This is a genomic window from Massilia sp. Mn16-1_5, assembly GCF_004798585.1.
Taxonomy (GTDB): Bacteria; Pseudomonadota; Gammaproteobacteria; order Burkholderiales; family Burkholderiaceae_D; genus Telluria.
On record NZ_PPXQ01000010.1, the window covers coordinates 26067 to 49695 of the forward strand.

The 23629-nt window shown below is 65.9% G+C and carries 20 protein-coding genes and 1 riboswitch; of the genes, 10 read left to right on the forward strand and 10 right to left on the reverse strand.

What is annotated here, in order from left to right; translation table 11 throughout:
- Positions 1-9 precede the first annotated feature (9 nt).
- Positions 10-111: riboswitch (TPP riboswitch) on the forward strand.
- A 73-nt stretch (positions 112-184) separates the two neighbouring features.
- The 8 genes from thiC to C2862_RS13300 all read left to right on the forward strand — a co-directional run bounded on the left by thiC (position 185) and on the right by C2862_RS13300 (position 7803).
- Positions 185-2065: a phosphomethylpyrimidine synthase ThiC gene (gene thiC, locus C2862_RS13265; protein WP_136220610.1), complete on the forward strand. Its 1881-nt coding sequence runs from the start codon at positions 185-187 to the stop codon at positions 2063-2065.
- Positions 2066-2067: 2 nt separating this feature from the next.
- Entirely contained in the window at positions 2068-2283 is a 216-nt protein-coding gene (gene thiS, locus C2862_RS13270) for a sulfur carrier protein ThiS (protein WP_136220611.1), read from the forward strand.
- A gap of 9 nt (positions 2284-2292) precedes the next feature.
- Positions 2293-3075, forward strand: a complete 783-nt coding sequence (locus tag C2862_RS13275; RefSeq protein ID WP_136220612.1) for a thiazole synthase — start codon at positions 2293-2295, stop codon at positions 3073-3075.
- Complete coding sequence (locus tag C2862_RS13280) at positions 3072-3821, forward strand: hydroxymethylpyrimidine/phosphomethylpyrimidine kinase (RefSeq protein ID WP_136220613.1); 750 nt, start codon at positions 3072-3074, stop codon at positions 3819-3821. Before C2862_RS13275 ends, C2862_RS13280 begins: the two co-directional genes overlap by 4 nt.
- Before the next feature lie 9 nt (positions 3822-3830).
- Positions 3831-4454 (forward strand): thiamine phosphate synthase, encoded by a 624-nt coding sequence (thiE, locus tag C2862_RS13285; protein ID WP_136220614.1) that lies wholly within the window; start codon positions 3831-3833, stop codon positions 4452-4454.
- 121 nt (positions 4455-4575) lie between these two features.
- Positions 4576-5052, forward strand: a complete 477-nt coding sequence (locus C2862_RS13290) for a chemotaxis protein CheW (RefSeq protein WP_229467419.1) — start codon at positions 4576-4578, stop codon at positions 5050-5052.
- 123 nt (positions 5053-5175) lie between these two features.
- On the forward strand, positions 5176-5850 hold the full coding sequence (locus C2862_RS13295; RefSeq protein WP_136220615.1) for an ion channel: 675 nt from the start codon (positions 5176-5178) through the stop codon (positions 5848-5850).
- A 72-nt stretch (positions 5851-5922) separates the two neighbouring features.
- The gene (locus tag C2862_RS13300; protein ID WP_136220616.1) at positions 5923-7803 is read left to right on the forward strand and encodes a potassium transporter Kup; all 1881 of its coding nucleotides are present in this window, start codon (positions 5923-5925) and stop codon (positions 7801-7803) included.
- 15 nt (positions 7804-7818) lie between these two features.
- Here C2862_RS13300 and kdpE read toward each other — a convergent pair whose 3' ends face one another.
- The 9 genes from kdpE to C2862_RS13345 form a co-directional block, all read right to left on the reverse strand.
- Entirely contained in the window at positions 7819-8514 is a 696-nt protein-coding gene (gene kdpE / locus C2862_RS13305; RefSeq protein WP_136220617.1) for a two-component system response regulator KdpE, read from the reverse strand.
- Positions 8507-11245: a DUF4118 domain-containing protein gene (locus tag C2862_RS13310; protein WP_136220618.1), complete on the reverse strand. Its 2739-nt coding sequence runs from the start codon at positions 11243-11245 to the stop codon at positions 8507-8509. Before C2862_RS13310 ends, kdpE begins: the two co-directional genes overlap by 8 nt.
- A gap of 10 nt (positions 11246-11255) precedes the next feature.
- Complete coding sequence (gene kdpC, locus C2862_RS13315; RefSeq protein WP_136220619.1) at positions 11256-11840, reverse strand: potassium-transporting ATPase subunit KdpC; 585 nt, start codon at positions 11838-11840, stop codon at positions 11256-11258.
- Positions 11841-11864: 24 nt separating this feature from the next.
- On the reverse strand, positions 11865-13910 hold the full coding sequence (kdpB, locus tag C2862_RS13320) for a potassium-transporting ATPase subunit KdpB (protein WP_229467431.1): 2046 nt from the start codon (positions 13908-13910) through the stop codon (positions 11865-11867).
- A gap of 118 nt (positions 13911-14028) precedes the next feature.
- The gene (gene kdpA / locus C2862_RS13325) at positions 14029-15834 is read right to left on the reverse strand and encodes a potassium-transporting ATPase subunit KdpA (RefSeq protein WP_136220621.1); all 1806 of its coding nucleotides are present in this window, start codon (positions 15832-15834) and stop codon (positions 14029-14031) included.
- On the reverse strand, positions 15834-15923 hold the full coding sequence (gene kdpF, locus C2862_RS13330; protein ID WP_136220622.1) for a K(+)-transporting ATPase subunit F: 90 nt from the start codon (positions 15921-15923) through the stop codon (positions 15834-15836). The genes kdpA and kdpF overlap by 1 nt, the downstream gene beginning before the upstream one ends.
- A 113-nt stretch (positions 15924-16036) precedes the next feature.
- Positions 16037-16792, reverse strand: coding sequence for a TorF family putative porin (locus C2862_RS13335; protein ID WP_136220623.1), 756 nt, complete (start codon positions 16790-16792; stop codon positions 16037-16039).
- A 15-nt stretch (positions 16793-16807) separates the two neighbouring features.
- Positions 16808-17518, reverse strand: a complete 711-nt coding sequence (locus C2862_RS13340; protein ID WP_136220624.1) for a hypothetical protein — start codon at positions 17516-17518, stop codon at positions 16808-16810.
- Positions 17519-17755: 237 nt separating this feature from the next.
- On the reverse strand, positions 17756-19315 hold the full coding sequence (locus C2862_RS13345) for a S8 family serine peptidase (RefSeq protein WP_229467420.1): 1560 nt from the start codon (positions 19313-19315) through the stop codon (positions 17756-17758).
- A gap of 328 nt (positions 19316-19643) precedes the next feature.
- Here C2862_RS13345 and C2862_RS13350 point away from each other — a divergent pair, with 328 nt between their 5' ends.
- A complete protein-coding gene (locus C2862_RS13350; RefSeq protein WP_136220625.1) occupies positions 19644-20750 on the forward strand; it encodes an S-(hydroxymethyl)glutathione dehydrogenase/class III alcohol dehydrogenase in 1107 nt (368 codons plus the stop codon).
- Positions 20751-20864: 114 nt separating this feature from the next.
- Entirely contained in the window at positions 20865-21512 is a 648-nt protein-coding gene (locus C2862_RS13355) for a hypothetical protein (protein WP_136220626.1), read from the forward strand.
- A 157-nt stretch (positions 21513-21669) separates the two neighbouring features.
- Here C2862_RS13355 and C2862_RS13360 read toward each other — a convergent pair whose 3' ends face one another.
- Positions 21670-23445: a DUF885 domain-containing protein gene (locus C2862_RS13360; protein ID WP_136220627.1), complete on the reverse strand. Its 1776-nt coding sequence runs from the start codon at positions 23443-23445 to the stop codon at positions 21670-21672.
- Between the last annotated feature and the right edge of the window lie 184 nt (positions 23446-23629).

Consider the following 23629-nt stretch of genomic DNA (forward strand, 5'->3'; position numbering starts at 1 on the left):
GAAATGGCAGCAAATCGCTAGGGGTCCTGCGCACTGACGGTGCGCGGGTGAGAAATACCCTCTGAACCTGATCTGGATAATGCCAGCGAAGGGAAGCTTCGAGATTGCCGCGGGCCGCACTGAGCATGTGCGTGCTTGACGACTGCCTCCGACTCCTTTGCTGGCTCCTGCCCAAAGGAGCCACATGAATGCACGACTAGAGTTTGACGCCGCCACCGCAACCGTGGACACGGCCGCCATCGCACCCTTCCCGAATTCGACCAAGGTCTTCATCGAAGGCAGCCGCCCCGACATCCGGGTGCCGATGCGATCCATCGCGCAAAGCGACACCCCCAGCAGCTTCGGCGGCGAGCCCAATCCGCCAATCTTCGTCTACGACACCTCCGGACCCTATACCGATCCGGGCGCGCGGATCGACATCCGGCGCGGCTTGCCGGCCTTGCGCCGCGGCTGGATCGCCGAGCGCGGGGACACCGAGGAGCTGCCTGGCCCGAGTTCCAGCTACGGCGCACAGCGCCTGGCGGACCCGGGGCTCGATCGCTTGCGCTTCGAATTGACGAGAAAACCGCGCCGCGCGAAAAGCGGGGCCAATGTCACCCAGATGCACTACGCGCGCCAGGGCATCGTTACGCCGGAAATGGAATTCGTGGCCCTGCGCGAAAACCTGCGCCGCAAGGAATACCTGGCTTCGCTCAGGGAAGGCGGCGAGATGGGCCGGCGTACTGCGGAACTGCTGGGGCGCCAGCATCCGGGCCAATCCTTTGGCGCTGCCATCCCTCCCGAGATCACGCCCGAATTCGTGCGCGAGGAGGTGGCGCGCGGACGCGCCATCATCCCGGCCAACATCAACCACCCGGAAAGCGAGCCGATGATCATCGGCCGCAACTTCCTGGTAAAAATCAACGCGAATATCGGCAACTCGGCGGTCACGTCCTCGATCGGCGAGGAAGTGGAAAAGATGACCTGGGCGATCCGCTGGGGCGCCGACAACGTGATGGATCTCTCGACCGGGAAGCACATCCACGAAACGCGCGAATGGATCGTGCGGAACAGCCCGGTCCCGATCGGCACCGTGCCGCTCTACCAGGCGCTGGAAAAGGTGAACGGCAAGGCCGAGGACCTGACCTGGGAGATCTACCGCGACACCCTGATCGAACAGGCGGAGCAGGGCGTCGACTATTTCACGATCCACGCCGGCGTGCGCCTGGCCTACGTGCCGATGACCGCGAAGCGCTTGACGGGCATCGTGTCGCGCGGCGGCTCGATCATGGCGAAATGGTGCCTGGCGCATCACCGGGAATCCTTCCTGTACACGCACTTCGAAGAGATCTGCGCCATCATGAAGGCCTACGATGTCGCCTTCAGCCTGGGCGACGGCCTGCGTCCCGGCTCGATCTACGATGCCAACGACGAAGCCCAGCTGGCCGAACTGGCGACCCTGGGCGAACTCACGCAAGTCGCGTGGAAGCACGACGTGCAGACCATGATCGAAGGACCGGGCCACGTGCCGCTGCACCTGATCCGCGAGAACATGCGCCTGCAGCTCGATGGCTGCGATGAGGCGCCGTTCTACACGCTCGGTCCCCTGACCACCGACATCGCGCCCGGCTACGACCACATCACCTCCGGCATCGGCGCCGCCCACATCGGCTGGTACGGCACCGCCATGCTGTGCTACGTGACGCCGAAGGAGCACCTCGGCCTGCCCGACAAGGCGGATGTGAAAGAAGGGATCATCACCTACAAGATCGCGGCCCATGCGGCCGACCTGGCCAAGGGGCATCCGGGCGCCCAGATCCGCGACAACGCCCTGTCCAAGGCGCGCTTCGAATTCCGCTGGGAAGACCAGTTCAACCTCGGCCTCGACCCCGACAAGGCACGCGCCTTCCACGACGAGACGCTACCGAAGGAGTCGGCCAAGGTCGCGCATTTCTGCTCGATGTGCGGCCCGCATTTCTGCTCGATGAAGATCACCCAGGAGGTGCGCGCCTATGCGGCCCAGGGCATGCAGGAAAAGGCGATCGAGTTCGTGCGCGGCGGCGCACAGCTGTACCGCGAGGTATGAACATGGTCGCGCTTGAAACTGAGATCGAACTCAATGGCGAACCCTACCGCCTGCCTGCCGACCAGTCGCTCGACGACCTGGTGCGCGCGCTCGGCATCGAAGGGCAGGCCGTGGCGCTGGCCGTCAACCGCGAGGTGGTGCGGCGCCAGGAATGGAGCGGACGGCTGCTGGCGCAGCGCGACCGCGTGGACATCGTGCGCGCCATCGGCGGCGGCTGAAAGGACAAGATGAACGACGACTTACTTACCATCGCGGGCACACCATATCGCTCGCGCCTGCTGGTCGGCAGCGGCAAGTACCGCAGCCTTGACGAAACCCGGGAAGCCACGCTGGCGGCCGGCGCCGAGATCGTGACGGTGGCGATCCGGCGCGTGAACATCGGCCAGGACCCGCACGCGCCCAGCCTGCTCGACGTACTGCCGCCAAAAGACTTCACCATCCTGCCGAATACGGCCGGCTGCTACAACGCGAAGGATGCCGTCTACACCCTGCAGATGGCGCGCGAACTGCTCGACGGGCACAAGCTGGTCAAGCTCGAAGTGCTGGGCGACGAAACCACGCTGTTCCCGCACATGCCGGAGACGCTCAAGGCGGCTGAAAGGCTGGTGCGCGACGGCTTCGACGTGATGGTCTACTGCAGCGACGATCCGGTGCAGGCGCGCATCCTGCAGGACATCGGCTGCGTCGCCGTGATGCCGCTCGCGTCGCTGATCGGCTCCGGCATGGGCATCCTCAATCCGTGGAACCTGGGCTTGATCATCGAGCAGGCCAGGGTGCCGGTACTGGTCGATGCCGGCGTCGGCACCGCGTCGGATGCGGCGATCGCCATGGAACTCGGCTGCGACGGCGTGCTGATGAATTCCGCGATCGCCCATGCGCGCGAGCCGGTGCGCATGGCGCGGGCGATGAAGCTGGCGGTCCAGGCCGGTCGTGAAGCCTTCCTCGCCGGGCGCATGCCGAAGCGCTTCGCGGCCGCGCCGTCTTCGCCGCTCGAAGGGCGCATCGCGTGAGCGTGCCCTCGGTCCTGGTCTTCGCCGGCCTCGATCCGGGCGGCGGCGCGGGCCTGGCGGCCGACGTGCTGGCGATCGCCGCCCAGGGCGCGCACGCGCTGCCGGTGGCGACCGCGCTGACGGTGCAGGACAACAACCGCGTGCATGCCGTGCGCCCGGTCGATGCCGAGCTGGTGCTGCGCCAGGCCGAAGCCCTGATCGACTGCTGCAGCATCGGCGCTGTCAAGATCGGCATTCCGGGCAATCGCGCCAACGCCCAGGCAATCGCCGGCCTGCTGCGCCGCCTGCGCGCCATCGATCCGGATCTGCCGATCGTGCTCGACCCGGTACTGGCGAGCGGACGCGGGGACGCGCTCGGTGCCGGCGATCCGGTCGAGAGCCTGGCCGAGTTGCTGGCGCTGGCGACGATCGCGCTGCCGAACGAGCCGGAGGCGTGTCACCTCGGCAGCGTCTCCTGTCCGCACTTGTTGATCACGGGCGGCCATGGCGACGGCCAATTCGTCGTCAACCGCTGGTACCGCGGCGGCGAGCTGGTACGGCGCTGGCGCTGGCCGCGCCTGCCCGGCGCGTATCACGGCAGCGGCTGCACGCTGGCGGCGGCGCTCGCTGGCCGCCTGGCGCTGGGGGAGGGCATGTTCGCCGCCCTCGGCGCGGCCCAAGCCTATTGCCATGCGGCGCTGGCGCAATCCTTCGCGATCGCACCCGGGCAGCGCATCCCGCGCCGCTTTCTCCAACCGACACTGTAAGGAGCCCGCATGCGCGGCTTATACCTCGTTACCCCGAACTGGGACGACACCGACCGGCTGCTGGCCGCCACCGAATCCGGCCTGCGCGGCGGCGCCGTGCTGGTCCAGTACCGGCACAAGGAGGCGGACGGCGCCCTGCGCCTGGAACAGGCCGGCGCCTTGCTGGCGCTGTGCCGCCGTTATGGCCGCCGGCTGATCGTCAACGATCACCTCGACCTGTGCATGCGCCTCGACGCCGATGGCGTGCACCTGGGCGGGACGGACGCCGGGCCGGCGCTGGCGCGGCGGCTGCTGGGGGCCGGGAAGATCGTCGGCGTCTCCTGCTACGGCCAGCTGGCGCTGGCGCATGCGGCCCAGGAAGCCGGCGCCAGCTACGCCGCCTTTGGCGGCTTCTATCCTTCGCCCGTGAAAAAATATGATTTCGTCACGGCGCCGTCGATACTGGACACCGCGCGTACGGAACTGCGCTTGCCGCTGGTCGTCATCGGCGGCATGACGCCGGAGCATGCCGCGCCGCTGGTGGCGCGCGGGGCGGACATGGTGGCGGCGATTACCGGCGTGTATGGCGACGCCGCTCCGGAAAGCGCCGCGCGGCGTTTCGCCAAGCTGTTTCACGGCGCGGCGCGTCCGTGAATCTCGTTGCAGGGGAGAGACACTAGGGCGTGTAAAACCCGAATCGGGGCTTTCCCCTATTTATTGCCGTGCGGAAAAAATATAGAATCCCGGTATTCACTTTTCTGCTCCACTCACTACCATGGACAACACGTTGATGAACGATGGCGTGCTCGAAGCACTCGCCTTTAAACTCGGCAACGAGGAATACGGCATCAAGATCCTGAAAGTTCAGGAAATCCGCGGCTACGAATCGGTCACCCGCATCGCCAGCGCGCCGGAACACGTCAAGGGCGTGGTCAACCTGCGCGGCACCATCGTGCCGATCGTCGACATGCGCATCAAGTTCAAGCTGGGCGAGCCGACCTATAACCAGTTCACCGTCGTGATCATCCTGAACATCCAGGACCGCGTGGTGGGCATGGTGGTCGATTCGGTGTCCGACGTGATCTCGCTGACCGCCGACCAGATCAAGCCGGCCCCGGACATGGGCGGCGCCCTCAACACCGACTACCTGGTCGGCCTGGGCACGGTCGATGAGCGCATGATCATCCTGGTCGATATCGACCGCCTGATGTCGTCCGAGGAGATGGGCGTCATCGAAAGCATCGCCGCCTAAGCCACCTCGCTCCATCCAAACCCGCCCGCGTGGCGGGTTTTTTCATGCCGGCACGGCGCGTGCACGCCGCCGCCGCGCTTCTGCCTACAATAGCGCCATCGCACTTCCATCCAAGAGAAACCGATGCGCCTGCTTCGCCTGCTCGTCCGTACCCGCCGCCACCCCTCCGCCATCCTGCTGCTGGCCCAGCTGCTGGGGATGCTGCTGTATCCCTTCCTCGAACGCACCCACTATGGCCACATCGCCTTCAATGCCTTCGGCATCGTGATCCTCACCTTCACCATCCGCATGGTGCGGCGCACGCCGGGCCACACCTGGCTCAGCGTGGCCATGGCCGTGCCCATCATCGCGCTGCTGTCGGCCCAGATGTTCCTCAACCTGCCCGTGCTGCAGGCCTGGGCGTCCGCCCTCGAAGCGCTGTTCTACTTCTACGCGGCCGGCAGCCTGATCGCCTACATGATGGCCGACCGCCACGTCACCACCGACGAGCTGTATGCCGCCGGCGCCACCTTCACCTTGCTGGCCTGGGGTTTCACGCACCTCTACCTGGTGGTGCAGGCGCTGGCGCCGCACTCCTTCGCCGCGGCCGTCAACAGCGAACTGCCGCGCACCTGGACCGAGCTGAATTACCTCAGCTTCGCGCTGCTGTCCTCCACCGGCATCGGCGACGTCATCCCCCTGACCGTGCACGCGCGCGCGCTGGCCAGCATCGAGATGTTCGTCGGCCTGATGTACCTTGCTTCGGTGGTCGCGCGCCTGATCGGGCTGACGATGCAGCCGTCGAAGAATCCCGACTGAACCCTGCCGCGCGCCCTGTACATACAATACCATGGTTACAATATTGCTCAGTCTACTAATCTAGAGAGCAATGTGAGCAAAGAAACATCCGGAACCACAAACGTCGCCGCGTTGACGCTCGGCGCAATCGGCGTGGTCTACGGCGATATCGGTACCAGCCCGCTGTACACCATGAAGGAGGTATTCGCGCCGGCCCACGGGATCGCCGTTACCGCGTCCAACATCACCGGTGTCGTATCCCTGATCCTGTGGTGCCTGATCGTCGTCATCTCGCTCAAGTACGTCACCCTGGTGCTCCGGGCCGACAACGGAGGCGAAGGCGGGATCATGGCCCTCACGGCACTGGCCTTGAAGTCGGTGGGCCAGCATGCCCGTCTTTACTACCCCGTCATGTTGCTGGGGATGGTCGGCGCCGGCCTGTTTTTCGGGGATGGCGTGATCACGCCCGCGATCACCGTGCTGTCTTCCATCGAGGGCCTGGAAGTGGCTACACCGGCGGTCAAGCCGTATGTCGTCCCGATCACGTTAGCCGTGCTGACGGTCCTGTACTTGGCCCAGCGCCGGGGGACAGGCGGCATCGGCAAGTGGTTCGGACCCATCGTGCTCGTCTGGTTCGCGACCCTGGCCGCGATGGGCGTCGTGAACATCGTGCAGAACCCGGCTATCCTTGCCGCGCTTAACCCCCTTCACGCAGTCGGCTTCCTGCGTCAGAACGGCTGGTTCGCTTTTGTGGCGCTCGGCGCGGTCGTGCTGGCGCTGACCGGGGCCGAGGCCCTGTATGCGGACATGGGACATTTCGGCCGCAAGCCGGTCAGGCTGGCCTGGTTCTCGATCGTGTTCCCTGCGTTGGCGCTGAACTATCTCGGCCAGGGCGCCATGCTGCTGTCGAATCCTGCAGCGGCGGCCAACCCGTTCTTCAACCAGCTCGGCGCATGGAGTGTCTATCCGCTCGTCGTCCTGGCCACCATCGCCGCGGTCGTCGCATCGCAAGCGACGATTTCCGGTGCATTCTCGGTAGCCCAGCAAGCGATCTCGCTGGGCTTCCTGCCCCGGATGAAGATCGTGCAGACCTCCAGCCAGGAAAAAGGGCAGATTTATATCCCGCTCATCAACTGGCTCCAGTTTGCCGCCGTCGTGTTTGCGGTAGTGGCCTTCGGCTCGTCGACCAATCTCGCCTCGGCCTATGGCATCGCCGCGACGGCGACCATGCTGACCACGACCTTGCTGACCTTCTTCGTCGTGTATTACGGCTGGAGCTTCCCGCTGCTGGCGGCTGCCGCGGCGACGGGCTTCTTCCTGGTTTTCGACGTGACCCTGTTTGCCTCGACAAGCCTGAAGATCGTCAGCGGCGGCTGGTTCACGCTTGCCATCAGCGCGGTGCTCGTGACCTTGATGCTGACCTGGCGTAAAGGCAAGCAGCTCGTCTACGAGAACTTGCAGCATCACCTGATCCCGTTGCCGGATTTCCTGGTCAGTTTGTTCGGCAGCCCGCCGCAGCGCGTGCCCGGCACCGCCGTGTTCTTTCGTGCGGAAGGCGACGGTGTGCCGCATGCCATGTTGCACAATCTGACGCATAACAAGGTGCTGCACGAACGGGTCGTGTTCCTGACCGTGCTTTCGCTGGGCATCCCGACCGTCCGGGCGGATGAACGCATCAGGATCGAGCCGCTCGGGCACCAGTGCTACCAGGTCTACCTGTCGTACGGCTTTGTCGACGAACGCAATGTGCCGCACGACCTGTCCGCGTGTGCCGGCCAGGGATTCGTCTTCGAGCCGATGGAAACCTCGTATTTTGTCGCCAGGCAGAACATCATCTCCACTCCGGGGGCGGGAATGGCGGCTTGGCGCGAGAGCCTGTACGCGTCGATGGCGCGGAACGCACGCGATGCCGCCGACTACTTCAAGCTGCCGCCAAACCGCGTTATCGAGCTCGGGACCCAAGTGGAGATTTGACGGCACACAGCATAGTCACCCCGGCTGGAACCGATAACCGACACCGGTTTCGGTCAGCATGAAGCGCGGCTGGGCGGGGTTGTCTTCCAGCTTGTGACGAAGGTGGCCCATGTAGACACGCAGGTAATGCGCGTTCTCCGCCTGGTTCGGCCCCCATACCGTGCGCAGGAGCTGGGGCGTCGTCATGACCTTGCCGGCATTGCCGACCAGCGCCGCCAGCAGCCGGTGTTCGGTTGGCGTCAGGCGCACTGTCTGGCCGGCCTTCGTCACGCGCCGGTTCTGCAGGTCGACCGTCACGTCGCCGAAGCGGATTTGCCCGTCCGCGCCCGCCAGCGGGACCCGCTGGCGGCGCCGCGCCGCGCGCACCCGTGCCAGCAGTTCGCCGACGCCGAAGGGCTTGGTCAGGTAGTCGTCCGCACCGTAGTCGAGCGCACGGATTTTCTCGTCCTCGCTGGTGCGCGCCGACAGCACGATCACCGGCACCGCCGACCATTTCCGCAGCTCTCCGATCAAGCCGATGCCGTCGCCGTCGGGCAAGCCGAGGTCGAGGATGACGATGTCGGGCTTGCGGGTGGCCGCTTCCGTCAGGCCGCGCTTGAGCGTCGCGGCCTCATGGACCTGCCATCCTTCCTGTTCCAGCGCCGCCCGCACGAAGCGGCGGATGTGCGGCTCGTCTTCTACCAGGACGGCAGTACCGGCAAACTCACTCATTCTCTTCCTTCATTTCCGGCTCTTCATCGAGCCTCGGCATTTCCGGCGGCGTTCCCAGCGGCAGGGAAAAAACAAACGTGGCGCCGCCGCCGTGCCGGCGCGCGCACTGGATGGTCCCACCATGTGCGCCGACGATCGCACGGCAGATCGCCAGACCAAGGCCGACGCCGGGCTTGGCCGATTCGCGTTCGCCACGCATGAACTTCTCGAACAGCGCTTCTTCCCGGCCCGGCGGCAGGCCGGGACCGTTATCGCTGACCGAAACCTTCATCCAGGCGCCGCGCGCCTCGGCCGCGATGGTAATCGTGCTTCCTCGCGGGGTGTATTTTCCCGCGTTTTCCAGCAGGTTGGAGAGTACCCGTTCGATCAGCACGGCATCGAACCTGATTAGCGGCAAATCGGCCGGCACCTGGGTCAGCACGAGATGATCGGTGATGGCCGCCTGGCTCGCACGCAGGGCGCTGCCGATGACTTCCTCGATCGGCTGCCATTGCAGGTTGAGCTTGACCGCGCCGCTCTCGATGCGCGCCATGTCCAGCAGGTTCGTCACCAGCATGCTCAAGCGCACGGTTTCCCGGCGCAGCGCATCGGCCATGCCGCGCTGCGCGGCCGAGAGTGGCGGTGTCGAATGCGCCAGCCATTCGGCCTGCGCCATCAGCGCCGTCAAGGGCGTGCGCAAGTCATGCGACAGCGCCGCCAGCAGGGAATTACGCAAACGCTCGGACTCCATGTCGACCAGGGCGTCCTGTGCAACCTCGATGTAGTGCACCCGTTCGAGCGCGATGGCCGCCAGCGCCGCGAACGTGTCGAGCTGCTGGCGCTGTTCCGGCACCAGCAGGAAGCGCGCGTCCTCAGCTTCGACCGCCAGCACGCCCCGGGTGCCCATCGGCGCGACCAGCGGCATGTAAAAGACCGGGCTGCCCGGCAAGGTATCGCTTCCCCTGCCGGCGCTGGCGCGGTGATCGAAAGCCCATTGGGCGATGCCGACATCCAGATCCGCGAGGTCCGCATCGCCATCGGCGCCGGTCGGGCGCACATGGCCCTCGCCGTCGGGTACCAACAATGCCGTGCGCGCGCCGAAGGTCTGGCCGATGGCGGCGCGGGTAGCTTCCGTGATCTGCTCCGTCTGCAACACCCCGGATAATGCGCGCGCGAACTCGTAGAGCGCGCGCGTCCTGCTCTCGCGGCGCGCCGCGACATGGGCCTGGAAACGCAGGCCGGCCGTCAGGTGCCCGGTGATCAGGCCGACCGCGAGCATCACGCCGAAGGTCACCAGGTACTGGAAATCCGACACCGCAAACGTGAAGCGGGGCGGCACGAAGAAGAAATCGAAACAAGCGATGCCGACGCAGGTGGCGGTCACCGAGGGCCCACGTCCGAGACGCACCGCTACCAGCAACACGACCAGCAGGAACAGCATCGCGATGTTGGCCAGGTCCAGGTAGCCGATGGCCGGCGTGGCAAGCAATGCCATGCCGATGCTGGCCAGTGCGGCGGCGCCGTGCGCGAGGGCGGCGCGCCTGCCGGACAGGCCCGGCACGCCAGGCTGGGCGAACGGAAACGGGAAACGCGGCGCGTCGCCGGCCGGCGCGTCGTGCGCCGCGGCCACCTCGATCAGGTCGATGTCGGGAGCCAGGCGTGCGATCCGGACACTGCGCGGCAGGCGCCACGGCGCGTTGCCGCGGCGGCCAAGTGCGATCCTGGGCAGGTTGTGGCTGCGCGCGTAGGTCACGACGGCATCTTCCACGGCGTTGCCAGGCAACACATCGGTCGTCGCACCGAGATCGCCGGCCAGCTTGAGCACGCGCAGGATGCGCTCGCGCCGCTGCGCGGCCAGCCGCTGCAAGGCCGGGGTCTCGACGTACACCGCGTGCCAGCTGGCGCCCAGCTGCCCGGCCAGCCGCGCCGCGCCGCGCACCACGCCTTCGGCCTCGGGGCCGGGCCCGACGCAGGCAAGTAGCGCCGTCCCGCTGCCCCAGACCGCGCCGATCGATTTTTCGACGCGGTAGGCGCGCACGTCGTCGCCGATGCGTTCGGCAGTGCGCCGCAGGGCCAGTTCGCGCAGCGCGATCAGGTTCCCCTTGCGGAAGAAATTCCGGCCGGCCCGTTCGGCCTGCGCCGGTTGGTACACCTTGCCCTGCCTGAGCCGGGCCAGCAGTTCGTCCGCCGGCAGGTCCACCAGCACCACCTCGTCGGCTGCGTCGAACACGGTATCGGGGACGGTCTCGCCGACGCGGATGCCGGTGATGCCGCCGACGACGTCGTTCAGGCTCTCGAGGTGCTGTACGTTGACTGTGGTGAACACGTCGATGCCGGCGGCGAGCAGTTCCTCGATGTCCTGCCAGCGCTTCGGATGGCGCGAGCCGGGCACGTTCGTATGGGCCAGTTCGTCGACCAGCACCAGCCGCGGCCGCCGCCCGAGTGCGGCGTCGATGTCGAATTCGCTCAGCGTCTTGCCGCGGTAACCGATGCGCTTGCGCGGCAGGACATCGAGCCCGTCCAGCAATGCCTCGGTCTCGGCCCGGCCGTGCGTCTCGACAATGCCGACCAGCGGCTTGTCGCCGGCGGCGAGCTGGCGCGCGGCCGACAGCATGGCGTAGGTCTTGCCCACGCCGGCCGACGCACCAAAATAAATCCGCAGCTTGCCGCGCGCGGCGCGGCGCTCCTGCTCCTGCACCTGAGCGAGCAAGGCGTCCGGGTCGCGCCGCTGTTCGTCGCCGGGAAAGTTCATTCAGCCCCTTTCACCGGACCAGCGGCGAACGGGCGTCCAGCGCGCGGTTCAGCGCCAGCACGTTCACGCGCGGTTCGCCCAGCACGCCGAACAGCGGCTGCTGGCCATTGGCGTCGATTAGCGCGCGTACTTCCTGTTGCGGCAGGCGGCGCGCCGCCGCCACGCGCCCGGCCTGGTAGTAGGCCGCGGCCAGGCTGATGTCCGGATCGAGGCCGCTGGCCGAGGCCGTGACGAGGTCGACCGGCACCGCGGCACGGTTGTCCGGGTCGGCCTGTTTCAGCGCGTCGATCCGCGCGCGCACGGCGTCTGCCAGCGCCGGATTGGTCGGCCCCTGGTTCGAGCCAGCCGAACCGGCGCCGTTGTTCGCCATGGGCGCGGTGGCGGACGGCCGGCCCCAAAAGTAGCCGGGGTTCGAAAACGGCTGCCCGATCAGCGTCGCGCCGACGGTCTTGCCGCCGGCCTCGACCAGGCCGCCGTTTGCCTGGTGCGCAAAGACGGCGCGGCCGATGCCGGTGACGGCCGCCGGGTACAGCACCCCGCACAGCAGGCTCAGGGCGCCGAATACGACCAGCGCGGGACGGATGATGGATGGCATGATGGATTCCTTGTTCAGACGGATTCAGACGAGCTTGAGCGACGCCAGCACCACGTCGATCAGTTTGATGCCGATGAACGGCAAGATGATACCGCCAATGCCGTAAACCAGCAGGTTCCGGCGCAGCAGCGCGGTGGCGCCGATCGGGCGGTAGCGCACGCCGCGCAGCGCCAGCGGGATCAGGAACACGATGATCAGCGCATTGAAGATCAGGGCCGACATGATGGCCGAGGACGGGCTGGCCAGGTGCATGATGTCGAGTGCCGCCAGCTGCGGGTAGGTGCCGACGAAGGCGGCCGGGATGATCGCGAAATACTTGGCCACGTCGTTGGCGATCGAGAAAGTGGTCAGGGAGCCGCGCGTCATCAGCATCTGCTTGCCGATCTCGACGATTTCCAGCAGCTTGGTCGGGTTCGAGTCGAGGTCGACCATGTTGCCCGCTTCCTTGGCCGCCTGGGTGCCGGAGTTCATTGCCACCGCCACGTCGGCCTGGGCCAGCGCCGGCGCGTCGTTGGTGCCGTCGCCGGTCATCGCCACCAGCCGGCCCTGGTCCTGGTAGCTGCGGATCAGCTTGAGCTTGTCCTCGGGTGTCGCTTCAGCCAGGAAGTCGTCCACCCCGGCCTCGGCGGCGATGGCGGCGGCGGTCAGCTTGTTGTCGCCGGTGATCATCACTGTCTTGATGCCCATCTGCCGCAGCTGGGCGAAACGTTCCTTGATGCCGCCCTTGACGATGTCCTTGAGCTCGACTACGCCGAGCACGCGCGCGCCGTCGGCCACCACCAGCGGCGTGCTGCCGCGGCGCGAGGCGTCGTCGACGATACGCATGACCGCGGGAGGGAAGGGCATGCCGAGCGCCTCGACGTGGCGCCGCACCGCGTCGGCGGCGCCCTTGCGGATCTGGCGTTCGCCGGCATCCACGCCGCTCATGCGGGTGTTCGCCGAGAACGGAAGGAAGGTGGCCTGCAGGTTCTCCAGCTCGCGCTGGCGGATGTCGAAGCGCTGCTTAGCCAGCACCACGATGCTGCGTCCTTCCGGCGTCTCGTCCGCCAGCGAAGCGAGCTGCGCGACGTCGGCCAGCTCGCGCTCGCTCACGCCGGGAGCCGGCAGAAAGGCCGATGCCTGGCGGTTGCCCAGCGTGATGGTGCCGGTCTTGTCGAGCAGGAGCACGTCGACGTCGCCGGCCGCTTCCACCGCACGGCCGGACGTGGCGATCACGTTCGCGCCCATCATGCGGCTCATCCCCGCCACGCCGATCGCCGACAGCAGGCCGCCGATGGTCGTGGGGATCAGGCATACAAGCAAGGCGATCAGGACCGTGATCGTGACCGGTGCGCCGGCTTGCGCGGCTTGCACCGAATACAGCGAGAACGGCAGCAGCGCCACCGTCACCACCAGGAACACGATGCTCAGGGCCACCAGCAGGATGGTCAGCGCGATCTCGTTGGGCGTCTTCTTGCGCTTGGCGCCTTCGACCATCGCAATCATGCGGTCGAGGAAGGTTTCGCCCGGGTTGGCGGTGACCTTCACCACCAGCCAGTCCGAAAGCACGCGGGTGCCGCCGGTGACGGCCGAGAAATCTCCGCCCGATTCGCGGATGACCGGGGCAGACTCGCCGGTGATCGCGCTTTCGTCGACCGAGGCGACGCCTTCGACCACTTCGCCGTCGATCGGCACCACATCGCCGGCCTCGATCAGGAGATGGTTGCCCTTGCGTAGGTCGGTTGCCGGGCAGGGCAGCCAGGGCGTGCCGTGCCTGGGGGTGGACAGTTTCTTGGCCATCACGCTTTGCTTCAGGCCGCGCAGCGACGCCGCCTGCGCCTTGCTGCGGCCCTCGGCCAGCGCTTCCGCGAAATTCGCGAACAGCACCGTGAACCAGAGCCAGACGGCGACGGCCAGGATGAAGCCGGACGGTGCCTCGCCGGTCCCGAACAATGCCTGCACGTACAGCAGGGTGGTCACGATGCTGCCGACCCAGACCACGAACATGACGGGACTGCGCAGCTGGGTGCGCGGCCCGAGTTTCCTGAACGCGTCCGCCAGCGCGGGACCGAGCAGGCCGGTATCGAACATGGACAGGCGCTTGCCTGTGGCCGGCGCGGCGGCCGGCGGCTGCGCGGCTGCCGAATGAAGTTGAGACATGAGGTACTCCAGGGTTGGACTATTGCGGCGGGCTGGGGCCCACCCTTGTTTATTTTCCGAACAGCTGCAGGTGTTCGGCGACGGGGCCGAGCGCCAGCGCCGGCACGTAGTTCAGCACGCCGACCAGCACTACCACGCCCACCAGCAGGCCGACGAACATCGGTCCATGCGTGGGCATGGTCCCGGCGTTGGCCGGCAGGCGCTGCTTGCCCGCCAACGACCCGGCGATCGCCAGTACCGGCACGATCACGGCGAAGCGGCCGAACCACATGGCGATCGCCAGCATCGTGTTGTAGAAGGGCGTATTCGCGGACAGGCCGGCGAAGGCGCTGCCATTGTTGTTGGCGGCCGAGCTGAACGCGTACAGGATCTCCGAGAAGCCGTGTGCTCCCGGATTGGCGAGACCGAGCCTGCCCGCGTCCGCCATCACGGCGATCGAGGTGCCTGCCAACACCAGCAACGGCGTGACCAGAATCGCGACGGACGTCATCTTGATCTCGTAGGCCTGGATCTTCTTGCCCAGGTATTCGGGGGTGCGGCCGATCATCAGGCCGGCGATGAACACCGCCATGATCGCGAACAGCAGCATGCCGTACAGGCCGGAGCCGACGCCGCCGAAGACCACCTCGCCGAACTGCATCAGCAGCAGCGGCACCGCGCCGCCCAGCGGCGTGAACGAATCGTGCATCGCGTTGACCGCGCCGCACGACGCGGCCGTGGTGACGGCGGCGAACAGCGCCGAGGCGTCGATGCCGAAGCGGGTTTCCTTGCCTTCCATGTTGCCGCCCGCTTGCAGGGGACCGGCCTGCTGGTCAACACCCATGGCCTGCAGCGCCGGGTTCGCCTGGTGCTCGGAGACCATCACGCCGGCGGTCATGACGGCGAACAGCACCGTCATGGCCGCCAGCACCGCCCAGCCCTGGCGCCGGTCGCCGACCAGGCGGCCGAAGGCGAAGCACAGCGCGGCCGGGATCAGGAAGATCGCCACCATCTGGAACAGGTTCGACAAGGGCGTCGGATTTTCATAGGGATGGGCCGAGTTGGCGTTGAAGAAGCCGCCGCCGTTGGTACCCAGCAGCTTGATCGCTTCCTGCGAGGCGACCGGACCCATCGCGATGGTCTGCGTGGCGGCGGTGACGCTTTCCGTGACCGGCTGGCCCTGGGCATCGACCAGCGGCTGGCCATCGGCGCCGCTTTTCGGCTGGGTGTAGGTAACCGGATCGAGCAGCTGCACCTGCTGGTAGCCGGAGAAGTTCTGGATCACGCCCTGTCCCATGAGGAAGGCCGAGAATACCAGCGACAGCGGCAGCAGCACGTACAGGGTGCTGCGCACCAGGTCGGCCCAGAAGTTGCCGATCGACTGGGCGGATTTTGCCGAGAAGCCGCGAATCAGCGCGAACACGACGGCGATGCCAGTGGCGGCCGAAAAGAAGTTCTGGCAGGTCAGGGCCAGCATCTGGGTCAGGTAGCTCATGGTCTGCTCGCCGCCGTAGCCCTGCCAGTTGGTGTTGCTGACGAAGCTGACGGCGGTATTGAAGGCCGAGTCCGGACTGACGTTGCCGAGTGCCTGGGGATTGAGCGGCAGCCAGGCTTGGACACGCTGCAAGGCATAAACGGCGAGCGTGCCCAGGGCATTGAAGGCGAGCAGCGCCAGGGCATAGGCCTTCCAACCCATGCCCTGCTCGGGCGCGATGCTGGCGGCGCGGTACAGGCTTGACTCGATCCGCTGCAGCCAGCCGAAGCCGCGCACGCGGCCGCCTTCGGCCACGCGGGCCAGCAGGATGCCGAGCGGCCAAGACGAGGCCAGCAGGATCGCGAGGAACAGCGCCGGAAGCGCCAGCGACTGGATGTCCATCACAGGTCCTCCGCGTTGAACATGGCGTACAGCAGGTAGGCCAGCAGGGCGCCGGAAACGAGCGCGCCGATCAGGTAGAAGGGCGTCATTTACGCTCTCCCAGTTGCGCGCAAGCGCTTGCCATGCCCCAGATCAGGACGGAAAACAAGGCGATCGCGCCGAGGTAGACGATATCCATGAGTATCTCCATGTGCCCGGTTGATCAGAAAGTCTTGCTGACGCTGACGACGAGCGCCTTCTTGCCGAGGAACTTGCCGTTGGCGGGCGAGGCATAGGCGCTGCGGCCGGCATCCGTGCCGACGAATGCGAGCGCAAGGCTGGCAAAGCCGGCGTCCTTGGTGATGCCGAGCTTGTAGCCGGTGTAGCTTGCCGCATCGTTGTTGCGCACTTCCTGGCGCCCCGCATGCAGGTTCAGGGTCAGGCCGTCTCCCAGGTCGAGGTTGGCACCGAGGTCCAGGTAGCCGCTGCGGCGGCTGTCGACGAAGCCGAACAGGTTGGTCAGCGCCAGCGAGTACTTGGCATAGGCGGGCCCGTAGCCGAGCTGGCCGTAGATCTCGGCGGTGTTGGCGTCGGCGAAGCCGGGCACGTGGTTCAGGCCGTTGGCGGGATAGACGTAGCCGAGCACGCCCACGTCGTAGCTGAGGCCGGCGCCGGCCTGGCCGCGCTTGCCGGCATACAGGTCCAGCTCGATGTCGCCGCCGCCGCCCGCGTCCTTGGTCCATTTGATGGTGGACAGCCAGGTGCCGGCATACAGCCCGGTCGGGCCGTGCGTGTAGTCGGCACCGCCCTGCAGGGCCGGCTGCAGGCGGGTCTGGGAGATGCCGCGGTAGCGGTAGTCGGACGTGAGCGCCAGGTTGCCGCTGAAGGCGTGCCCGGCCGGCGCTTCCTGGGCGTGCAGCGGCGCCGCCATCGCAATGAGAACCACGGGAGCGAGCAGGGTGCGGATGGAACGATTCATGATGTGCTTGATTTCCTATTTTTGTAAGAACCGGCCGCTGCGCCCGCCGCCCGGACCGGGCGGCGGGAACGGCGTAGCGGTCCGGTAGACCTCGCCGTACAGGGCCGCCATCTCGGCGGCCCCGGTACTGCTTTCGATATCGCTGGCGCAATGCCCGGGGAATGCGACTCCCGGCAGCAGCGCCGGCAAGTGGACAATGGTGTCGGCCAGGCTGCCGGCCATGACTTCGCCGGCATACACGCGCAGGGCGTCCAGCTCCTGCGGCGGCGGGTCGTGGTCGCCAGCGGCCGTGACGAACAGCACGCACAGGCCAGGGTTGAACATGCGCGCGCTGTTGAGCCGGGCGATCAGGCCGTAGTTGGCGCCGACGTTGGCGTGGCGCGGCGCAAAAGGCACCAGCGCAACCTGCGCCGCAAGCAGCGCATGGCGGCATTCCTGGCCGCTGCAGCTGCAGCTGCAGCTGTCGCTGTCAATGACGATGTCGGCGCCGCGCCGGCGCAGTGCTTCCAGTTCCTGCGCAAACCCGAGCCCGTAGGCGGCGTGAGTGGCGAAGCTGGGTGGCAGGCCGGCGCGCTGCCGTTGCCCGGCCCAGAGCCGGCTGCCTTGCTCGGGCGTGGCGTCGAGCAACAACACCCGGTGCCCGCCGCGCACGCGCAACAGCGCCAGGTTTTCTGCCAGTACGCCCCGGAACAAGGGCAGGGCGTGGTTGACGACGGTGACGATCATGGCCGCACTCCGCGGGCTGGATCGTCATGCGTGTTGCTGGGTACGGCAGGCATCGTCGGCTCCTTGCATCCATATGCTGCGATGCAAGAAAGTGTAGATGCGCGGGCGTAAAGATTTTCTAAAAAGAGGGGGGCACGTAGTAAACGCTTTGTATATGCGCCACCGGCCGCGGACGGCGGGCGCGCAACGAAAAAAGGACGCCGAAGCGTCCTCTTTCAGGCTGGCGCTGCCACCAGTTCAGTTACCGCAGCCCAGCGACTTGATGCGGTCGTAGGCAGCCTTGGCTTGCACCAGGCCATAGCCGTACTTGGTGTCGCGGCCGGCGGTGCCCAGGTCTTGCGCGCTCTTGCCGAGCGAGCTGCGGATCTGGACGGCGGTACAGGTCGGGAAGTAGCTCCACACCAGGGCGGCGACGGCCGACACGTGCGGGGTTGCCATCGAGGTGCCGTCGAAGTAGGCGTAGTTCGATGCCTTGATGCCGACGGTGGCGCTCTGGCCCAGCTGGCCCTTCATCGCCGCGCCTTCGACGTCGGTGGCGGTGACCGACGGGATGTTGGTCACGGTGGTGCCCAGCGTGCCGCCGAATGCACCTGCCACGTTGTTGTACACCACGGCGCCGACGCCGCCGCTGGCCTGGCAGTTCGAGACCTTGGTCGCGAAGTCCACGGTGCCGCGTGCGATCAGGCAGACCTTGCCCGAGACGGCCGAGTTGACGGCGTCGCCGATGCCGAAGTCGGCCAGCGGTGCGGTCGCGGTCTTGACCGGCGAGCCTTCCATCGCGCCCGGCGCGTAGGTGCTCGAACCGACCGTCAGGACCGCTTCCTGGCCGCTGCCCGTCGGCACGGTCGACAGCACCGAGACGCCGGGACCTGCCAGCTCGACCTTGCTGTTGTACTGCGAGAAGGTGGCCCACTGCTTGTTCTCGTCGATCGCGGCAACCGAAACCACGCTGGCGTAGCCGGCAGGGTAGGACTGGCGGGTGTTGCCGTCGTTACCGGCGGCGGCGATGGAGAGGATGCCGGCGGCTTCCAGCGAGGCGAAGGTGTTCTTCTCGGTGTTGTTCGAGAGCGAACCGCCCAGCGACATCGAGATCACGTTGGCGCCGGCGGCCTTGCACTTGTTGGCGGCCGAGGACAGGGTCGACGAATAAGCCCAGGCGTCCGGACCGAAGACCTTGACGATGTGGATCTTGAGCTGCTTGTTCGGATTGACGCCGACCACGCCGACGCCGCTGTTGTTGATCGCGGCGATGGTGCCGGCGACGTGGGTGCCGTGGTGGTTTTCGTCGGTGTACCACCAGCCGGTGCCGCTGTCGTATTCGCCGGTCAGGTTGTTGCCCGACAGGTCTTCGTGGTTGCGGTCGATACCCGAGTCGATGATGCACACCTTGCGGTTGGCGGCGAGCGAGTCGCTCAGCTGGTCGGCCTGGACCATCTTGATGCCGTACGGGACCAGCTGGCCGCTGGTGTACGGGGTGCCGGTCGACGGCGAGGTCAGCGCCAGCGGATAGCGCTTGGCGTCTTCTTCGATGTATTCGACGTTCGGGTTGTTTTCCAGGCCCTTGAGGGCTGCACGGGGCACTTCGATGGCCATCGCGTTCGCGCCGAAGATTTCGTGCTTGACCGCGCCCTTGGCAGCGGCGACGACGCCTTTCATGGCCGCTTTCGCGCCCGGCTTGAATGCAACGATGACACGGGTGGTATCCGGCTCTACCGCCATGGCGGAATTGCACAGGATGCTGGCCGCCGCAGCGGTCAGGCACAGGCTAAGGATCTTGCTCGAAGTACGTTGAATCATTTTTTTACTTCTCCGTATAAAAGCCTATCGAAATGCCGCGATTCTTTGCTCGCGTGCACGTTTTTTATAAAACGATTTTTGCCGTCGAAACGGCTGAGCCAGTGTAGGCAGAGAATGTATGTATGTGCAATTGACAAATCAATCGTGCTCAGCCGTGTTGCAATGTTGCACACGTGCACAGTTGAAAACCGTATGCATCGTTTGTTTGGTGGTATATTTTTGGCCCCCACCCTTGTGCATGTGCAGCATTTTTGCAGGGTGCATAGGCGACGTTGTTTTCCTGCTCTTGGTATGATGGCAAATCCATCCCAAGTAACAGGAACGATTCATGAAAACGAAGGCAGCGATTGCATGGAAGGCGGGTCAGCCGCTGACGATCGAAGAAGTCGAGCTCGAAGGCCCGAAGGCCGGCGAGGTCCTGGTCGAAGTCAAGGCCACCGGCATTTGCCACACCGATTACTACACCCTGTCCGGCGCCGACCCGGAAGGCCTGTTCCCGGCGATCCTCGGCCATGAAGGCGCGGGTGTCGTCGTCGACGTCGGCCCGGGCGTCACCAGCCTCAAGAAGGACGATCACGTCATTCCGCTCTACACGCCGGAATGCCGCCAGTGCAAATTCTGCCTGTCGCAGAAGACCAACCTGTGCCAGGCGATCCGCTCCACGCAAGGTCGCGGCCTGATGCCCGATGCGACTTCCCGTTTTTCGCTCGACGGCAAGCCGATCTACCACTACATGGGGACCTCGACCTTCTCGAACTACATCGTGGTGCCGGAAATCGCGCTGGCGAAAGTCCGCAACGATGCCCCCTTCGACAAGATCTGCTACATCGGCTGCGGCGTCACCACCGGCATCGGCGCCGTGATCTTCACCGCCAAGGTGGAAGCGGGCGCGAATGTCGTCGTGTTCGGCCTGGGCGGCATCGGCCTGAACGTGATCCAGGCGGCCAAGATGGTGGGTGCCGATAAAATCATCGGCGTCGACCTCAACCCTGCGCGCGAAGCCATGGCGCGCAAGTTCGGCATGACCCACTTCGTCAATCCGAAGGAAGTGCAGAACGTGGTGGACACGATCGTCCAGATCACCGACGGCGGCGCCGACTACTCCTTCGAGTGCATCGGCAATGTCAACACCATGCGCCAGGCGCTCGAGTGCTGCCACAAGGGCTGGGGGCAGTCGATCATCATCGGCGTGGCCGAAGCCGGCGCCGAGATCTCGACCCGTCCGTTCCAGCTGGTGACCGGCCGCGAATGGAAGGGCTCCGCTTTTGGGGGCGCACGCGGCCGCACCGACGTGCCGAAGATCGTCGACTGGTACATGGAAAACAAGATCAACATCGACGACCTGATCACCCACCACCTGCCGCTCGAACGTATCAACGAAGGTTTCGACCTGATGAAGTCGGGCGAGTCGATCCGCTCGGTCGTGGTGTACTAAGTCTGCTTTTTTGTCGCCTGTTCCGCGAAAGCGACGGTTCGTCGCATGAAGCGGGCAGGCGGCTTTCGGTTCTCCTACAGTGGCTCCATCGTCAATCGACTTGTGGAGACCACCATGCCAGCCCGCTTTCCTTTCTCTTCCCGCCGCATCAAGCACGCCCTCCTGCTGAGCGCCGCCGCTGCCGCCTGCGCCGCGCCGCTGCTGGCCGTACACGCCGAGCCGGCGTCCGCAGGCTTGCACAAGGTGCGCAGCATCCACCGCCTCGAGACCGGCGAGCCCTACGCCCTGGTGCGCGCCGATTCGCGCATGAGCATGACCGGCAATAACGTGAGCAGCGAGCAGCTGGAAGCCCTCAAGGGCAGCGTGCAGGGCGAATTCTTCTGGTTCCGCAAGGACGGCAAGGAATACATCGTGCAGGACGCCGCGACCTTGGCGCGCGTGCGCCAGGCCTGGGCGCCGATGGAACAGACCGGCGCCGAGATGGAACAGCACGGCAAGGAAATGGGCCGCCACGGCGAGGCCATGGGCGCCTACGGCAATCAGATGGCGATGGCCGCCGTCACCCTGAACAAGGCGAAGATGGAAGCCATCGGCAAGAAGATGGAAGAAGCCGGCAAGCCGATGGAAGCAATCGGCAAGAAGATGGAAGCGCTGGGCGAGCGGATGGAAGCCCAGCAGAAGGATGCGGACCGCGCCACGCGCGGGATCATCGACGAGGCCGTCGCCAGCGGCGTGGCGCATCAGGCGCCGAAGCGCAGTTAATGTAGGGTGGGCACTCCGTGCCCACGCGGTATCACGGCCGGCAAAACGGCAACGTTGATCGAGGCCGCGTGTTTTCATGCGGTGGACCGCGTGGGCTCGGAGAGCCCACCCTACGTTACGCTACCGCCAACGGATGGAAATCCGCCGGCAAACATGTTTATTTCTGCTGCGCCGGCACGAACTCTTCCATCACCGCCTTGCGCAGCAGTTTCGGCGGCACCAAGCCTTGGGCCAGCACGAAGTCGTTGAACTTCTGGCGATCGAACTTGCCGCGCAGCGCCACCTCGGCCGCCTGGCGCGTTTCCATCAGTCGCTGGTAGCCGTAGAAGTAAGAAGTCGCCTGGCCCGGCGCGCGGAAGGTGTAGCGCTGCATCTCCTGGGTCGCCATGCCTTCCGACAGACCGACGTCGCGCATCAGGAAGTTCTTCACGCCGTCCGGGGTGATTTCTCCCAGGTTGACCATCGGGTCGAGGAAGGCGCGCGCCGCGCGCATGGCGCGTGCCTGCAGCGCGAACAGCTGGCCGTCGAGCGGCTCGTAGGGCTGCATTTCCGCTTCCGCATACAGGGCCCAGCCTTCGACGTTGACGCTATTAAACGCAAACACCGCGCGTGCGGTCGAAACGCCGGTCTCGATCATCTTCGCGAACTGCAGCTCGTGGCCCGGACGCGCCTCGTGCGCCGTGATCGACCAGGTGCCCGACTGGTGGGTAAAATCGTCGAACACCAGGCGCTTGCCGCTGGCGTCCGGCGGCATCCCGGTGGTGAGCACGAACTCGCCGTATTCGCCCGTATTGCCGATCAGGCGCGGAGGGCTCATGTGCGGCGCCGGGCTGGCCGCGTTCTCGGCCATCGTCGCCAGGCGGATCACCGCCTTGCGCGACGGGAGGGTAACGACCTGCTGCTGGCGCACCGCCGCTTCCAGGGCCGCCAGGCGCTCGGCGTAGAGCGGCATGACCTGGTCGAGCGGGATCTGCTGCTTTTTCAGTTCCGCCATCACGGCGCGGTAGTCGGCATCCTTGAAGCCGCGCTCCTTCGCGATCAGGTTCGCCGTGATCTGCATCTGATTGCGGATTTCCGCGAACGAGGTCAGGGCCTTCGAGATCATCTCCTGCGGCTTGATATCGACGCCGAAGTTCTTGAGGTTGTCGGCATACACTTCCGGCGGCAGGCGGTGGTCCGCGCGGGCACGTGGCAGCATCTCGGTCTTCAGGCGCGCGTTGTAGGCGGTCAGCTGCTTCTCCAGCGCGTCGAAGCGGCTTTCCCAGCCTTGCAGCTCGCTTTTCGCCAGCAGCTCGCGCATGCCCTTCAGCAGGGTCGGGCCGTCGTTCAGCGCCTGTTCGAGCTCGCCCTTGTACGGGCCGAGCAGGTTCTTGTTCGCCTTCAGGCGTTCCTGCAAGCGCTCGTGCGCCAGTTCCGTGATCGGGCGATAGCCCTTGGCCAGGCCGGCGTACTTGTCGAGTCGGACGAGCAGGGTCTGCTGGCGCGCTTTCGGGATGCGCGGGTCGAGCGTGGAGCGCACCACGCCGAAGATCATGCTGGTGAGATCGTCGAAGGGCATGAAGTACTTGCGCTGCAGGGTGCTGGTCTGGATGTTGTCCTGGGCCTTGTCGATCAGGATCTGCAGGTCCTGCTTCACCTTCGAATCGGTTTCCGCGCGCATGCGCTTCTGCAGGTCGGCGATCGCCGCGCGCAGGTCGCGGTTGCTGGCTTCGAACTGGTCGCGCGACATGTCCGTGATCTGCTCGTCGTAGCCGTCCACGCCCAGGGTGCTGGCGCTTTCGGGCGAGTACTTCGCCAGCACCTTCAGCAGCACCTTGGCGTTGTCGTTGCTTTTCGTGACCCAGGCGGGCTCGGCGGCGATGGCCGGCATCGAGAGTGCGGCAGCCAGCAGCGTGGAGAGGACGGTTTTGACGAGAGGGCGGTGAGTCGGCATTGCATTCCTTGTTAAGCGTTGACGAAAGAAGGGCAGGTGAATTCTACCCGCGCGCGTGAGCTAGCTGAAACAAGACGTTACCAAATCTTTACGCTTGTTAAGAAATTTTGATGATCCTCCCATGCGACAATTGCAGTCGACCAAACTCTGCATTGCCGACGCTCTCTTCATGCCTCCCCACGCT